Origin of the sequence: Algibacter sp. 2305UL17-15 (assembly GCF_040720935.1) — a bacterium.
Classification (GTDB): Bacteria; Bacteroidota; Bacteroidia; order Flavobacteriales; family Flavobacteriaceae; genus Jejuia.
The window spans coordinates 207,473-221,686 of record NZ_JBFDAE010000004.1; the positions used below are offsets into that span (position 1 = coordinate 207,473).

The 14,214-nt window shown below is 34.5% G+C and carries 19 protein-coding genes; 13 read left to right on the plus strand and 6 right to left on the minus strand.

Annotated elements, in window-relative coordinates:
• The first annotated feature begins 148 nt into the window (after positions 1-148).
• The 12 genes from ABXQ82_RS06110 (at position 149) to ABXQ82_RS06165 (ending at position 7,540) form a co-directional block, all read left to right on the plus strand.
• Complete coding sequence (locus ABXQ82_RS06110) at positions 149-1,132, plus strand: 2-hydroxyacid dehydrogenase (RefSeq protein WP_367056421.1); 984 nt, start codon at positions 149-151, stop codon at positions 1,130-1,132.
• A 147-nt stretch (positions 1,133-1,279) separates the two neighbouring features.
• Positions 1,280-1,690 (plus strand): response regulator transcription factor, encoded by a 411-nt coding sequence (locus ABXQ82_RS06115; RefSeq protein ID WP_367056423.1) that lies wholly within the window; start codon positions 1,280-1,282, stop codon positions 1,688-1,690.
• Positions 1,691-1,903: 213 nt separating this feature from the next.
• On the plus strand, positions 1,904-2,410 hold the full coding sequence (locus ABXQ82_RS06120; protein ID WP_367056426.1) for a DUF4199 domain-containing protein: 507 nt from the start codon (positions 1,904-1,906) through the stop codon (positions 2,408-2,410).
• Positions 2,411-2,418: 8 nt separating this feature from the next.
• The gene (locus ABXQ82_RS06125; protein ID WP_367056428.1) at positions 2,419-2,874 is read left to right on the plus strand and encodes a DUF1801 domain-containing protein; all 456 of its coding nucleotides are present in this window, start codon (positions 2,419-2,421) and stop codon (positions 2,872-2,874) included.
• 20 nt (positions 2,875-2,894) lie between these two features.
• Positions 2,895-3,266, plus strand: coding sequence for a VOC family protein (locus tag ABXQ82_RS06130; RefSeq protein ID WP_367056431.1), 372 nt, complete (start codon positions 2,895-2,897; stop codon positions 3,264-3,266).
• 16 nt (positions 3,267-3,282) lie between these two features.
• Complete coding sequence (locus ABXQ82_RS06135) at positions 3,283-3,669, plus strand: VOC family protein (RefSeq protein WP_367056434.1); 387 nt, start codon at positions 3,283-3,285, stop codon at positions 3,667-3,669.
• 6 nt (positions 3,670-3,675) lie between these two features.
• On the plus strand, positions 3,676-4,440 hold the full coding sequence (locus tag ABXQ82_RS06140; protein WP_367056436.1) for a sulfite exporter TauE/SafE family protein: 765 nt from the start codon (positions 3,676-3,678) through the stop codon (positions 4,438-4,440).
• A 92-nt stretch (positions 4,441-4,532) separates the two neighbouring features.
• Positions 4,533-5,042, plus strand: coding sequence for a YtxH domain-containing protein (locus tag ABXQ82_RS06145; RefSeq protein WP_367056439.1), 510 nt, complete (start codon positions 4,533-4,535; stop codon positions 5,040-5,042).
• 287 nt (positions 5,043-5,329) lie between these two features.
• Complete coding sequence (locus ABXQ82_RS06150) at positions 5,330-5,653, plus strand: metalloregulator ArsR/SmtB family transcription factor (protein WP_367056442.1); 324 nt, start codon at positions 5,330-5,332, stop codon at positions 5,651-5,653.
• Positions 5,654-5,704: 51 nt separating this feature from the next.
• Entirely contained in the window at positions 5,705-6,214 is a 510-nt protein-coding gene (locus ABXQ82_RS06155; protein WP_367056444.1) for a DUF6428 family protein, read from the plus strand.
• 12 nt (positions 6,215-6,226) lie between these two features.
• The gene (locus ABXQ82_RS06160) at positions 6,227-6,850 is read left to right on the plus strand and encodes a protein-tyrosine-phosphatase (protein ID WP_367056447.1); all 624 of its coding nucleotides are present in this window, start codon (positions 6,227-6,229) and stop codon (positions 6,848-6,850) included.
• A gap of 132 nt (positions 6,851-6,982) precedes the next feature.
• Positions 6,983-7,540: a transposase gene (locus ABXQ82_RS06165; protein WP_367056450.1), complete on the plus strand. Its 558-nt coding sequence runs from the start codon at positions 6,983-6,985 to the stop codon at positions 7,538-7,540.
• Positions 7,541-7,722: 182 nt separating this feature from the next.
• Here ABXQ82_RS06165 and ABXQ82_RS06170 read toward each other — a convergent pair whose 3' ends face one another.
• The 6 genes from ABXQ82_RS06170 to ABXQ82_RS06195 form a co-directional block, all read right to left on the minus strand.
• A complete protein-coding gene (locus ABXQ82_RS06170) occupies positions 7,723-7,977 on the minus strand; it encodes a TfoX/Sxy family protein (RefSeq protein ID WP_367056453.1) in 255 nt (84 codons plus the stop codon).
• On the minus strand, positions 7,977-8,357 hold the full coding sequence (locus tag ABXQ82_RS06175) for a VOC family protein (RefSeq protein ID WP_367056670.1): 381 nt from the start codon (positions 8,355-8,357) through the stop codon (positions 7,977-7,979). The genes ABXQ82_RS06170 and ABXQ82_RS06175 overlap by 1 nt, the downstream gene beginning before the upstream one ends.
• 145 nt (positions 8,358-8,502) lie before the next feature.
• Positions 8,503-9,315, minus strand: coding sequence for a helix-turn-helix domain-containing protein (locus ABXQ82_RS06180; RefSeq protein WP_367056456.1), 813 nt, complete (start codon positions 9,313-9,315; stop codon positions 8,503-8,505).
• 34 nt (positions 9,316-9,349) lie between these two features.
• On the minus strand, positions 9,350-11,179 hold the full coding sequence (locus tag ABXQ82_RS06185) for a lysophospholipid acyltransferase family protein (RefSeq protein WP_367056459.1): 1,830 nt from the start codon (positions 11,177-11,179) through the stop codon (positions 9,350-9,352).
• 41 nt (positions 11,180-11,220) lie between these two features.
• Positions 11,221-12,477 (minus strand): aspartate kinase, encoded by a 1,257-nt coding sequence (locus tag ABXQ82_RS06190; RefSeq protein WP_367056462.1) that lies wholly within the window; start codon positions 12,475-12,477, stop codon positions 11,221-11,223.
• Positions 12,478-12,547: 70 nt separating this feature from the next.
• Positions 12,548-13,033, minus strand: a complete 486-nt coding sequence (locus ABXQ82_RS06195; protein ID WP_367056465.1) for a GNAT family N-acetyltransferase — start codon at positions 13,031-13,033, stop codon at positions 12,548-12,550.
• 119 nt (positions 13,034-13,152) lie between these two features.
• Between ABXQ82_RS06195 and fbp the strand changes: the two genes are divergently transcribed.
• Positions 13,153-14,163 carry a class 1 fructose-bisphosphatase gene (gene fbp, locus ABXQ82_RS06200; RefSeq protein ID WP_367056468.1) on the plus strand — a complete coding sequence of 337 codons (1,011 nt, stop codon included), beginning with the start codon at positions 13,153-13,155 and terminating at the stop codon, positions 14,161-14,163.
• Positions 14,164-14,214 lie beyond the last annotated feature (51 nt).

Consider the following 14,214-nt stretch of genomic DNA (forward strand, 5'->3'; position numbering starts at 1 on the left):
AAGCAGTCCCGAACTTGTTTCGGAATCTCGTTAATTAATTAACACTTCGTTTCAAACAATAATATTTGCTTTCTATAGCTTCACAAAAAGGATGCCGTTGCAATCCCTAACGCAAAAACATCGTATTTTTGTAACCTAAGTTATTCAAATGAAAGTTTTACACCTCGACACCAACCACGAATTACTAATAGACCAACTCAACGATTTAGGGTTTATAAACCATGAAGATTACACCTCTTCAAAAGAAGACATAGAAGCAAAAATCCATGAGTACGATGGTTTTATTATCCGCAGTCGTTTCACAATAGATAAAACATTTTTAGATGCAGCAACAAATTTAAAATTCATAGGTCGCGTAGGTGCAGGGCTGGAAAACATAGATTGTGATTATGCCGAACAAAAGGGTGTTTATTTAATTTCAGCCCCAGAAGGCAATCGAAATGCAGTTGGTGAACATACTTTAGGGATGTTATTATCACTTTTCAACAAACTGAATAAAGCCGATGAAGAAGTACGACAAGGTAAATGGTTGCGAGAAGAAAATAGAGGTATAGAACTCGATGGAAAAACCGTCGGGCTTATAGGTTACGGCAACATGGGAAAAGCCTTTGCAAAAAAACTGCGCGGTTTTGATGTTGAAGTGTTGTGTTACGATATAAAAGATAACGTTGGCGATAACAACGCAACACAAGTCAGCTTAAAAGAATTTCAAGATAAGGTTGATGTTGTAAGCTTGCACACGCCGCAAACATCCCTAACACTTAATATGATGAATTCAGAATTCATCAATCAATTTAAAAAACCATTTTGGTTATTAAATACCGCCAGAGGAAAAAGCGTAGTCACTCAAGATTTAGTTTCAGCATTAAAATCTGGTAGAATTTTAGGAGCTGGATTGGATGTTTTGGAATACGAAAAAGCCTCTTTTGAAAACTTGTTCAAACCTTCTGTAATTGACGAATGTCACGCTGAGCGCAGTCGAAGTGCCATTGAAAACCTGCCCGAAGCTTTCCAATATTTAATACATTCAGAAAACGTAATATTATCACCTCACGTTGCAGGTTGGACGGTTGAAAGCAAAGAAAAATTAGCACAAACCATTGTTGATAAAATTAAAGCGAAATTTTGTTAGAATTATCACTTCGAGTGTCACGCCAAAGCATGATGTCTCGAGAAGTTTTTTAAATTAGCTTAGAAGAATTTAATTTAACGAAAGGTTCTCGATACAATGCTCCTATCGTCATATCACTCCCACTGACATGAAAATCATCATAAATTAATGAAGAAAACCATACTCGTTTTTTCACTACTTATTTTAGCATTGCTGCTTCTATTTCAATTTAGTAAGTACACTTTAATTAGTGGCGATTTAAGAATTGAATATGTTATGGCAATAATTGCTATTGTTTTTTTAAGCATCGGAATATTCATTAATAAGAAAACTCAAAAGCAACAACCGGTTTCCAATACTAAAATAGATCTTCAAAAAATTGAAGTATTAGGTATAAGTAAACGAGAATATGAAGTTTTAAGAGAAGTGGCTTTAGGATTATCCAATCAAGAAATAGCAGAAAAGTTATTTGTTTCAGAAAGCACCATAAAAACACATGTTTCTAATTTGCTTGTAAAGTTAAACGCAAAACGACGCACGCAGGCCATTCAAATTTCAAAAGAGCTGAATATTATTTAGACTTTTTGTTTTTTATCACACCTCTAATTTTATTGCGCTTTTCCTTTTTGGAATTTGGAATTTTTTTCTTGGAATTTAAGACTAGCTCGTCAACCGAGATCAGTTTTTTTATTAGCTTTACCACTAAAGTCTTAGCAATTTAGTACTTTAGTATGAGCCTCAATTCTACCAATCAAACTACTTTTGGTTTACGAATCAATACATAAGTTTAAAATGAAACATACAGTATTTAAATACGGACTTTATGCATTAATAAGTGGTTTCGTGTTATTTGGCCTGCCTTTTTTTCTAGGGATGGGTGTAGATTTTGACTATGGAGAACTTATAGGCTACACGGCAATGGTACTTTCATTATTGTTTGTTTATTTCGGCATCAAACATTATCGAGATAAAGTAAACAACGGAAAAGTATCTTTAGGAAAGGCTATTGCAATCGGGATGCTCATAGCCTTGTTTTCTGCCATAGGTGTTGCTGTTTTCGATTATATTTATACCAGCTATATAAATCCTGATTTTGCAAGTCAGTACTTAGAGTATTCCGTAAAAAAAATGAGCGAGACACTATCTGCTGAAGACCTAAAAGTTAAAACTACTGAATTAACGCAACAAATGAAAGATTATGGCAGTCCTGGTTTTATGGCATTTATGATGTTTGCATCAGTTATAATTCTTGGATTTATAATTTCTTTAATTTCAGGGTTAATCCTTCAACGTAAATAAAATAGATTATGCAATACGAAGCTACATCACCGGAAGATTACATCAAGCAAGTTCCAGAAGACAGGCAGGAGGCTTTAAAAAAATTAAGAAACGTTATAAATACCAATTTACCTGAGGGTTTTGAGGAAGGCATGATTTACAAAATGATTGGCTATTATGTGCCACATTCAGTATATCCAGATGGGTACCATTGCGATCCTAAAACACCTTTGCCATTTATGAGTTTTGCATCTCAAAAAAACTCTGTGAATTTATACCATAGCGGCATTTACGCTAAAAAAGAATTGCACGATTGGTTTGTGTCCGAATTTCCAAAACACAGCAAACGCAAACTGGATATGGGGAAAAGCTGTGTACGCTTTAAATATGTAGATGAAATTCCTTTTGAATTGATAGCAGAATTGACCAGAAAAATGACCTGTGAGGAATGGATTGCTATTTACGAAACAGCTATTAAAAAATAATAATCAAAAAAACAAAAATTATGAAATTGGGTGCTTTTTCAGTAAGCCTTAGTGTGAAAGATATTAAGGCTTCAAAACAATTTTACGAAACCCTTGGGTTTTCGCAATTTGCAGGAGATGTTGAAAAAAACTATCTCATCATGAAAAACGGTAATGCCTTAATAGGTCTGTTTCAGGGGATGTTTGAACAAAATATTTTAACATTTAATCCAGGTTGGGATGAAAATGCCACTAAATTGGAATCTTTTGATGATGTTAGAACCATTCAAGAACATTTAAAAAGGAACAACATAAAGCTAGAAAAGGAAGCTGACGAAAGCACCTCTGGACCTGCAAGTACAGTATTAAACGATCCTGATGGAAATACCATATTAATAGACCAACACGTATAATTCTTTACAAAACGACATGAAAAACAGGGTAACAGGAATAGGAGGCTTGTTCTTTAAAACAAAAGACCCGAAAGCATCAAAAGATTGGTACAAAAAGCACTTAGGATTCAATACCGATGATTATGGCTGTACCTTTTGGTGGAAAGATAAGGACGGAAAAGACTGTTCCACACAATGGAGCCCGTTTCCAGAAGACACCAAATATTATGAGCCATCCAAGAAGGATTTTATGTTCAACTATCGTGTTGAAAATTTAGAGGAACTGCTTAAGGTTTTAAAAGAAGAAGGTGTAACCATTGTTGGAGAAATAGAGGAGTATGAATACGGAAAATTCGGTTGGATTTTGGATAACGATGGCAATAAAATTGAACTTTGGGAACCTATTGATGCTGCTTTTAAATAATATGATTTGGGTATAACAGACATTTTACAATCCTATAATTTAACTACGTTTCAATGGATAGCGGTTTTTTTGGCCGCTTTTGTTTTGGGCTTTTCTAAATCTGGAATTAAGGGTGTCGGCATTGTTATCATCATAATTCTAGCCTTTGTTTTTGGAGAAAAAGCGTCCACAGGAATTTTATTGCCCATGCTTATTGGCGCAGATATTTTGGCGGTAACCTATTATAACAGACATACCCAATGGCGTTTTATTAAAAAATTAATGCCTGCCATGATTGTTGGTGTTTTGGTTGGTGTTTGGGTAGGCGATGCTATTTCAGAACTTGTATTTAAGCGCATCATGGCTATTATCATCATCGTTTCTATTTTGATTATGTGGTATTTTGAGAAGCGAAAATCTACCAGCGTCCCTCAAAATAAATGGTTTTCAAACACCGCAGGGTTTTTAGCCGGTTTTACAACCATGATAGGCAATTTAGCGGGCCCTATTGCAAATATTTATTTTTTAGCAGTTCGTCTTCCCAAAAATGAGTTTATAGGAACAGCTGCTTGGTTATTCTTCATTATCAATGTGTTTAAATTACCGTTTCATTTCTTTGTTTGGGAAACAGTAAACAAAGAAAGCTTGGTTTTAAATTTAATCTTAATTCCAGCAGTTGTTATTGGGTTTTTTTTAGGAACACGTTTGGTAAAGCTAATTTCAAACGTAAATTACAGGCGATTTATAATTATAATTACCGCTCTTGGAGGCATCATTATGTTATTCGGATAAATTAATGTAACGTTTTTAAACTTTGAAACACATATAGTTAGTAGTAAGTTTATTTTTTATTACTTTTAAATTCTAATTAAATATTAAAGATAATGTCAGATAAAAAAAATTTAAGCGATGACCTAGATGATATGTTAGGCGATGCTAAAGATGGCGCAAAAAAAGCAGCCGATAAAGTAAGTGGTAAAGCAAGTGAATTAGCAGATGACGCTAAGGAACTAGCAGGGGAAGCAAAAGAAAAAGCAAAAGAATTTGCAAATGAGGCGAAAGAAACCGCTGCTGAATTTGCTGATGATGCGAAAGAAGTGCTAAGTGATGGTAAAAATGTTGCTATTATAGCACATATTACCTTAATTGGATGGATTATAGCTCTAGTGATGAATAACGGAGATAGGTCTGAATTAGGGTCTTTTTACATTCGTCAAATGTTAGGATTATTAATCCTATCTCTTGTTTTTATGTTTATCCCTGTTATTGGATGGATACTCAATATATTAATATTGGTATTGTGGGTTTTAAGTCTCATAGGAGCATTAAGTGGCGAAAAGAAGCCTACGCCTGTTTTAGGAGAGCATTTCCAGAATTGGTTTAAGGGATTATAAAAAGTTTAAAGCCAGAAGCAGATTTGTTTTTGGTTTTTTTTAATTTATTTAACATCGTAATATTGCAATATTACATTTTAATCGTATATTTGTACAATACCAAATGAATATCAAAATTATTGATGTTAAATTTGAATTATATTTTTTTTAGATAAGATAGAAAATATAAGCATAGCCTTAGTTGCGGTTCTATTTTATGTTGAAACCTGCCAGCTGGTAGGTATAAATGAAATAGAAACGAATTTAACCCATCAATTTGAAGCTTATTTGGTATAAAATTTAAAGCTATGGGAGCATCAAAACTTGATATTTATTCCGAAGACATTACCACTATGGCAGCTATGGCCAAAGTGTTTGCGCATCCTGCACGCGTTGCAATTTTGCAATATATAAGTAAGCAAGAGTCTTGTATTTGCAATGATATTGTAGATGAAATAGGGCTTTCGCAACCTACCATTTCCCAGCATTTAAAAGTGATAAACGATGCTGGTTTGCTCAAAGGAAATTTTGAAGGTAAGAGTATTTGCTATTGTTTGAATGTTGAACGTTTTCAGGAATTTCAATCGCAGCTTAATAGTTTTTTTAATAAAACTAAATCTAATTGTTGCTAAACGCTCAAAGAGATTTTATAAAATCATTCAGTTGAATAAAAATTTAAAACCATGAAAACTCAAGAATTATTTTCAATATTAGAAGAAAACAAAGGGAAAACCTTATTGTTTGAATACGCCCCAACTAGATTTGTGGGCGCAAACTATCACATCACGGAAGTAAAGCACATTACGGTAGATGCTGTAGATTGTGGCGCGCAAACTGATAGTTGGAAGGAAACCATTATTCAGCTTTGGGAAAGTCCGTTGGAAAAAAGCAAAACAGCGCATATGTCTGTACTAAAAGCATTAGGGATTTTAAACAAGGTGGGTAAAATGAAACCATATGTTTTAGAGGCTGAGGTAAAGTTTGAATATAGTAACACCACATTCCATACCGCACAATTATTTGTTAACGATTTCGAAATACAGGACAATAACTTAATCCTTAAATTAGCCGTTGAAAAAACAGATTGTAAAGCCAAAGAACTTTGCGGTGTACCTGAAAAAATTGTTGAAGCCGCCGAAAGTGTTGTTGAAAAAGTTGAATCTTGTTGTTCTCCTAGTTCAGGATGCTGTTAACCAATACATCATATGAAAAATACAAAGTTGTTTGACGCTATTTCTAATACTATAAATTCATTAGATAATAATGAAGTTTCAGAAGATAGAAAGGCGATACTTAAGCCATTAATAGATTATTTAAAACATAAAATTGAATCTAAGCAATCTATTCGTTTAAATTTTATTTGCACACACAATTCAAGACGAAGTCATTTATCCCAAATTTGGGCGCAGACTATGGCTGCCTATTATAATATCGATAATGTATCGTGTTATTCCGGAGGGACTGAAGCTACAGCAATGTTCCCAAAAGTAGGAGAGACCTTGATTAATCAAGGTTTTAAAATCAATAAACTTTCAGAAGGAAATAATCCTGTTTACAGTATCAAGTTTTCAGAAAACGAACCAGCTGTGATAGCATTCTCAAAACAGTTTAGTGATGCTTTTAATCCAGCTTCAGAATTTGCTGCAGTTATGACTTGCTCTTCGGCAGATAAAGGCTGCCCTATGGTTTTTGGGTGCGAAAAACGCATAGCAGTAACTTACGAAGACCCAAAAGAATCTGATGGGACACCACAGCAAACCGAAACCTATTTTAATAGAAGTTTGGAAATAGCGAGGGAGATGAAGTTTGTTTTTTCTAGGTTGAACTAGTTGGCTTTAGTCTTAACGAATTTATTTATTTCGCTACCACTAAGCTCTAGCTTAGTGGCGGTATGAGTAAGAAAAATGGAAGCTTTTATAACCTGTTTTTTATGAATTAAAAGCTTTTTGTATTTTAGATTAATGAGTAGAAATTATAAATTTCATAATAAATCAGGGTTATATTTTGTGTCTTTCGCTACTGTAAATTGGCTGGACGTTTTTACAAGGCAAGCTTATTTTGATGTACTGATAGAAAACATAAACTATTGTAGAGCCAAGAAAGGTATGGAATTATATGCCTACTGTTTTATGCCCAGTCATTTGCATTTAATTTTTAGGTCGAGTATTCATGAACCAGACGGATTATTAAGAGATTTTAAAAGTTTTACTTCTAAAAAAATGATTGAAGCTATTGAATCTAATCCGCGAGAAGGCAGAAAAGAGTATTTATTATGGTTTTTTGAACGTGCTGCAAAAAAGAAAAGTAATGGTTCTAAATATCAATTTTGGCAACATCATAATAAGCCAATTGAATTATGGACTGATTCAGTTATAAAACAAAAGATAGATTATATTCATAATAACCCTGTAGAAACTGGTTTTGTTACCAATCCTGTAGATTGGAAATACTCTAGTGCACGAAATTTTCAAGATGACCATACCGTTTTAGAGATTGATAGTACTGGGTTTTTAGGTTGATTGTTTTACTTACTGTTGTTGCCGCTAAGCAGGAGCTTAGCGGTAGCGGAGAAACAAAATATTTTTTGTTTTGAAGGTACGAAGCATAGCTTTATAGAAACACGTGGATGTTCAACATGTTAAAACTTCGACTGCGCCCAGTTTGACAAGAATTAATCACTTTTCAGACAGCCTCTTTTTTACTAACTCACTAATTCCTTTTTAATATCCTCTGGAAGTTTTCTCCAATCTAAATCCATTAAAGCGCCTTGAAGTGAGTATAAATAGTAACACTTTGGTATGGTTTTATCTGGGTGTTTTTGGCATATCTTCTTATATGCTTTTTTAGCAGTTGTTTCTGCAAGATCTGCCAAGGTGTGAATGCCTATTTCGTTTAGTCGCTTTTCAATGGTTGCGCCTATATTTTTTGCTTTGCGTAATGTAATTGACGTTTCCATTATTCCTCTGGTTTTGTATAAGTAACAATGTCAATGCCGATTCCATTTGGGTCCACGATTGCAAAATGCCTGTCGCCCCAAGGTTCGGTTCTTATGTCAAACTCTATTTTTGTGCCCTTTTGTTTTAATTGCCTGTAAACTTCGTCAACGTTATCAATTTCAATCGTAATATAAACACCTTTTCCATTAAAGGGAGCTTGGAAAATAGGTTGCTGACTAGGATGCTTAGGTTTTAGAAAACTAATTTCTGCTGCTCCATTTGGTGTATGCATGAGTAAATAAAAATCGTTTTCAAAGGCTACGCCAAATCCTAGGGTTTCGGTGTAGAATTTTTTCGTGTCGTCTAATTTTTCGGTAATGATTCCCGCATTTAGTTTCATGGTTTTTAAATTTTGATGTTCAACTTGACTCTGCGCTATACTTACTGTAAAAGCTAAAATGAATATTGTTTTCATGGTTCTGATGTTTTGTTATGACAAATTTAGAACCAAACGCTGTACGGAAATTGTATAAAACGGACAAACTCTATCTAAAGGCTTGCGAAGGTGTAACACCATAAAACGTTTTAAAGTCTTTTATAAAATGCGCCTGATCGTAAAAGCCAACATCAAAAAACAACTTTTGAGCTTTCAAACTTTGCGAAGAAGGTTTCATATTTAAAAACTGCTGAAACCGTACTACTTTACTAAATGCTTTTGGGGTTGTGCCTACATAGAAATTAAAAACACGTCTTAATTGTCGGGGACTTAAACCTGTATCCAAACCATTTTCGGTTTCTATGTTTCCGGAGGTTTTAAAGATTAAATTTAGTGCATTGTAGAATCGCTTATCAAAATCAAATGTTTTATTTACGATATAGGGCGCAATTATGAGATGGAGTTTTTCTGAAACTATAGAGAAATTTTGATGTGGCACTATATGTTGCTGAATAGCTTTTGCCATTTCAGGTAAAATAAATTTCAATTCCTGATCTTTATTGCTCAATGCTTTTGCGTTGCTATTGAATATCAAAGGAAAGGCTGATGGCAAAAACCGAATGCCGACATAATTGAAGTCAGTCCCAATTGGAAACTCCGTGTATTTTCGGCAAAAGCCCATAACAAAACTTTCTTGGGGATTGTTTAGGTTGAAGAAAACATCAATACAACCATCAGATACTACACGATAAATGAATGGGTTTTCTAATGGTTGTTTTGTTCTTAACTGCCAATAGCAGTAGATGAAATTTTCTAAAGAAACATCAGGAACGAGTTCTTGATATGTAACAGAATCCCCCTCTTTTCGGGTTGAAGGTTGAATAGGTCTATAATAGTCTTTTATCGATTCAAACGCTTTCATTCAAACCACAATTAAATACAATAAAACAGAAGTTTTAAGTCTCATTATTCCCAAAAAGCTTACGTTCCAGTTCGGCTTGGAATTCTTCCATTACTGGTTTTACGGTACTTTCGGGCAGGTCGGCAATCCGGATGTACATCAACCCATCAACCGAGTTATTAAACAGAGGATCAACGTTAAAGGCTACTAATCTTGCATTCTGTTTTATGTATTTTTTTAGGAGTACAGGTAGCCGCAAAGCTCCTGGTTCTATTTCGTCGATAAACTTGTCAAATTTGTTTAAATCGGCTTCGGCTTCGTCAAATACAAAATCTTTATCTGCGTCTTTTAATTTTACTTTAAATTCCTTTTTAGGATGTACGTATTGCGCAATATAAGGATCGTAATAGTGAGATTTCATAAACTCCACCATCAATGATTTTGAGAAGTTTGAAAACTGATTACTGATGCTTACGCCACCAATTAAAAACTTGTGTTCTGGATAGCGTAAAGTAATATGCACAATACCTTTCCAAAGTAAAAATAAAGGCATGGGTCTTTGTTGGTATTCCTTGACAATAAAGGCGCGCCCCATTTCAATGGATTCGCTCATCATTTTATAAAGTTCGGGCTCAAAACGAAACAAGTCTTGCAAATAGAACCCATCAATACCATATTTCGCGAATATCTTAGAGCCTAAGCCCATTCTGTAAGCGCCTGCTAGTACTTTAGCTTCGTTATCCCACAAAAACATATGGTGGTAATAATTATCAAAAGGATCTAAATCAATAGCTTCATTGGTGCCCTCTCCAACTTCCCTAAAGGTAATTTCCCTTAGTCTGCCTATCTCTCTAAGAATATTCGGTATTTTTTCGGCCTGGGCTAAAAACACTTCATAATTTTTACTTTCTAAAAGCCTAGCGTCTCCTTTTCTAAGTGCATCAACTTCTTTTGTCATTAACCCATTGTCAACCGGAGTAACTATATTTTTAGGATGTTTAGGACCTTTTAGTGTCGATGAAATATTGTCTAGTATCTTAGGTTTGTCTTCAAAAGCATTGGACAACATATAGGTTTTTTTTCTGATAAACTCTGAAAAGTTTTCTAAAGTATGATGTTCTTTTTGATCGGTAACAGAAATAGGTTTCCCCACACGAACTTTGATGGTGCGTCGCTTTTGGGTTAGCAGTTCCGAAGGCAGTTTAGCGGTTCTGAAGGTGTCGCTGATTTTTGACAATTTGTAAAAAAGCTTACTGTTTTTAGCATGAAAATAAATTGGAACAATAGGCACTTCGGCTTTTTTTACAAGTTTCATTGCGGCTTCTTCCCAGGGTCTGTCAACAACTAATTTGCCATCGCGATACGTGGATACTTCTCCTGCGGGGAAAATTCCTAACGGATGTCCTTCGCGCAAGTGCATAATGGCATTTTTAAACCCTGCAAGACTTGATTTTACATCTTTTCTGTCCTCAAAAGGATTTACGGGCATGATGTAAGGCTTTAGGGGTTCAATACGGTGCAACAAAAAGTTTGCGATAATTTTAAAATCCTTGCGCTGTTCCAACATCAATTTTAAAAGCAATATGCCATCGATACCTCCCAGCGGATGATTGGAAACTGTAATATACGCACCATCTTTTGGCAGACGCTTTAAATCTTCTTCTGGGATTTCGAATTTAATCTGAAAATCATCTAAAATGCCATTTAAGAATTCGACATCGCCTAAATGCTTATTCCGCTTATAAATTTTATTGAGCGTGGATATTTTAAGAACTTTCATTAAAATCCAACCTATAAAAGTACCTATAAATCCATACTTGTCAAGTTGTATGGCTTTTGCGACTTCTTTTGCGGTTACCAATCCAGTATCTTTTTGTTTACCCATGGCTGTAAAAGTAATAAATAACTATTTATTTCACTTTATAATTAAATTGGTATTGTAACTATTTGAACTGTTTCTTGTGTTAATTGTTTTAATAATACTGTTTTGTCTTCCTCTAGTGCCTTTAAAACAGTAGTGTTATAATGTCTAATCGTGTAAAGCGAAACGTTCTCGTGACAAGTTACGCTAAATTTTGCTTTTAGGTGTTGCAACAATTTTTCTAAGTTATCATAGATATTGTCTATACATACTGAAAAGCTTATTGCGGAATTTTGAATGACATCAACCTTCATTTTATAAAGATGCAATAAACCGAATATGTCGCTTATATTATGCTCTACAATAAACGAAAAATCGAGAGAAGAGAGGGAGATTAATACTTGATTTTTTTTAACAATGAAACAAGGGATTTTGGGTTTTAAAGTGATGCCCTTACCAACTCTTGTTCCAGGGTTTTCTGGATTTAAAAACGACTTTACATAAAGCGGAATTTCTTTACGCTGTAATGGTTGTAAGGTTTTAGGGTGAATTACTGAAGCACCGTAAAACGTCAATTCTATAGCTTCGGTATATGATATCTGGTGGAGTAATTGCGCATTTTCGAAATAACGAGGGTCTGCATTTAAAACCCCGGGCACGTCTTTCCAGATTGTGACACTTTCGGCATTCAAACAATAGGCGTAAATAGCTGCTGTATAGTCACTTCCTTCGCGACCTAAAGTTGTTGTGAAGTTATTGGCGTCACTTCCCAAAAAACCTTGGGTAATGTTTATTCTGTTTTTATTGAACGTTGAAGCAATGTTTTGCTGCGTTGCTTCCCAATTCACATTGGCACGTCTGTAATAATTGTCTGTTTTTATGTGCTCTCGTGCATCTGTCCAATTATTTTTTATGCCAATCTTTTCAAGATAAGCACTTATGATTGTGGTTGAAGCCAATTCGCCATAACCGATAATTTGGTCGTACACAAAATTATAATCAGGCGATTTGTTGGTGCGTAAAAAATCGTCTATTTCTCTAAATAAGTTTGAAACTTTTTTAAATATAGGATGGGTTTCGTTATCAAATACATCTAATAAGATATTGTTGTGGTATTTTATAACATCCTGTAAAGCACTTTTTAGTTCTGCCTTGTTTTCAAAATAATTTTTAATTACAATTTCCAGGGCGTTGGTAGTTTTACCCATTGCAGATACCACAATAAGTGTGTTTTTGTAACCTACAGTTTGCAATACCTTGGCTAAGTTTTTTACACCTTCGGCATCTTTAACTGAAGCACCGCCAAACTTAAATATTTGCATTTTTTTATGTTATTAAAATATTTGTTATTGGGTTATTGGCGCAAGATAACTCAATAAGTTAGGAGCCAATTTAGCCGTTTAATTTTGAAATATAATTTTTTATGCCCTCTTCGCTTAATTGCACAACATCCCAATCGCGCATGACGATGGCGCCATTTTTCTCGTAAAATTCAATAGCCGGTTCATTCCAGTCCAATACTTCCCAATTGATACGTTTTACGCCTAATTGATGTCCGTATTTAATAACTTCGTCCAGTAATTTAGAACCCAATCCTTTGCCACGCATGGACTCACTTACAATTAAATCTTCTAAATGAATAGCTCTTCCTTTCCAAGTAGAATATCTGTTGTAAACTAACGCAATACCTTCTATTTTAGAATTTACTTCGGCTACAAAACAATGAAATTGGGGTTGCGCTCCAAAACCGTCTTCTTCCAAATCTTTTATTGTGACTTCAACTGCATCGGGTTCTTTTTCAAAAATAGCAAGTTCTTTAATCAAACCATGCACCTGTTGCATGTCGCTTTTTTGGGCGTTTCTAATCGTGAATTCCATAAAAGTTAAATTAATTTCAAATATAGTTTAAAGTTCAGATTTTATAACATATATGTAGGGCGAAAACGTTGTAGTTTGTTAAATTTTACGGATATTAGCAACATTAAATATCTATATCTATGGCTCATAAAAAACAAACCCTTGGAGAATTCATCATTGAAAATCAATCCTCCTTCAAATATTCCTCTGGAGAATTATCCAGTTTATTGAATTCCATACGTTTAGCGGCCAAAATAGTAAACCATGAAGTTAATAAAGCGGGGTTGGTAGATATTATTGGTGCTGCCGGCGATACAAATATTCAAGGTGAAGACCAGCAAAAACTGGATGTGTATGCCAATGAAAAATTTATCCAAACCCTTACAAGACGGGATATTATCTGTGGTTTAGCGAGTGAGGAAGAGGATGATTTTATTACTATTAATAGTCAAGATGAAAATAATCAAAACAAATATGTGGTTTTGATTGACCCTTTGGATGGTTCATCTAACATTGACGTAAACGTATCTGTGGGAACCATATTTTCAATTTATAGAAGGGTAACGCCTATTGGTACTCCCGTTCAGCTAGAAGATTTTTTACAAAAGGGAAGTGAGCAAGTAGCCGCAGGTTATGTGGTTTATGGTACTTCTACAATGTTGGTTTATACCACAGGCGATGGTGTTAACGGATTTACCTTAAACCCAGCAATTGGCTCATTTTATTTATCACATCCTGCAATGCAGTTTCCAGAAGATGGCAATATTTACTCGGTTAACGAGGGGAATTATATCCATTTTCCACAAGGGATAAAAAATTATATTAAATACTGCCAACAAGAAGAAGGAGAAAGACCTTATACTTCAAGATATATTGGGTCTTTGGTTTCAGATTTTCATAGAAATATGATTAAGGGCGGTATTTATTTATATCCCCAAAGTTCTAAAAACCCTAACGGAAAGTTACGTTTATTGTATGAATGTAACCCGATGGCATATTTAGCAGAACAAGCTAATGGTAAATCAAGTGATGGGTTTACAAGAACTATGGATGTTGAGCCAACCGAATTGCATCAGCGTGTACCGTTTATTTGTGGCAGTAAAAATATGGTAGAAAAGGCAGAGGAGTTTATGAGGGCATCTCTTGAATAAATGAAACTTCTAAAATAAGTTTATAAAAAAATGCGAACTTTTCAGTTCGCA

Bases quoted from the DNA above. Each gene is read 5' to 3' on its own strand.
- ABXQ82_RS06195 (WP_367056465.1), bottom strand. From the start codon at position 13,033: ATGGAATTCACGATTAGAAACGCCCAAAAAAGCGACATGCAACAGGTG.
- ABXQ82_RS06120 (WP_367056426.1), top strand. From the start codon at position 1,904: ATGAAACATACAGTATTTAAATACGGACTTTATGCATTAATAAGTGGT.
- ABXQ82_RS06130 (WP_367056431.1), top strand. From the start codon at position 2,895: ATGAAATTGGGTGCTTTTTCAGTAAGCCTTAGTGTGAAAGATATTAAG.
- ABXQ82_RS06155 (WP_367056444.1), top strand. From the start codon at position 5,705: ATGAAAACTCAAGAATTATTTTCAATATTAGAAGAAAACAAAGGGAAA.
- ABXQ82_RS06180 (WP_367056456.1), bottom strand. From the start codon at position 9,315: ATGAAAGCGTTTGAATCGATAAAAGACTATTATAGACCTATTCAACCT.
- ABXQ82_RS06165 (WP_367056450.1), top strand. From the start codon at position 6,983: ATGAGTAGAAATTATAAATTTCATAATAAATCAGGGTTATATTTTGTG.
- ABXQ82_RS06135 (WP_367056434.1), top strand. From the start codon at position 3,283: ATGAAAAACAGGGTAACAGGAATAGGAGGCTTGTTCTTTAAAACAAAA.
- ABXQ82_RS06175 (WP_367056670.1), bottom strand. From the start codon at position 8,357: ATGAAACTAAATGCGGGAATCATTACCGAAAAATTAGACGACACGAAA.
- ABXQ82_RS06170 (WP_367056453.1), bottom strand. From the start codon at position 7,977: ATGGAAACGTCAATTACATTACGCAAAGCAAAAAATATAGGCGCAACC.
- ABXQ82_RS06160 (WP_367056447.1), top strand. From the start codon at position 6,227: ATGAAAAATACAAAGTTGTTTGACGCTATTTCTAATACTATAAATTCA.
- ABXQ82_RS06150 (WP_367056442.1), top strand. From the start codon at position 5,330: ATGGGAGCATCAAAACTTGATATTTATTCCGAAGACATTACCACTATG.
- fbp (WP_367056468.1), top strand. From the start codon at position 13,153: ATGGCTCATAAAAAACAAACCCTTGGAGAATTCATCATTGAAAATCAA.
- ABXQ82_RS06115 (WP_367056423.1), top strand. From the start codon at position 1,280: ATGAAGAAAACCATACTCGTTTTTTCACTACTTATTTTAGCATTGCTG.
- ABXQ82_RS06185 (WP_367056459.1), bottom strand. From the start codon at position 11,179: ATGGGTAAACAAAAAGATACTGGATTGGTAACCGCAAAAGAAGTCGCA.
- ABXQ82_RS06125 (WP_367056428.1), top strand. From the start codon at position 2,419: ATGCAATACGAAGCTACATCACCGGAAGATTACATCAAGCAAGTTCCA.
- ABXQ82_RS06110 (WP_367056421.1), top strand. From the start codon at position 149: ATGAAAGTTTTACACCTCGACACCAACCACGAATTACTAATAGACCAA.
- ABXQ82_RS06145 (WP_367056439.1), top strand. From the start codon at position 4,533: ATGTCAGATAAAAAAAATTTAAGCGATGACCTAGATGATATGTTAGGC.
- ABXQ82_RS06190 (WP_367056462.1), bottom strand. From the start codon at position 12,477: ATGCAAATATTTAAGTTTGGCGGTGCTTCAGTTAAAGATGCCGAAGGT.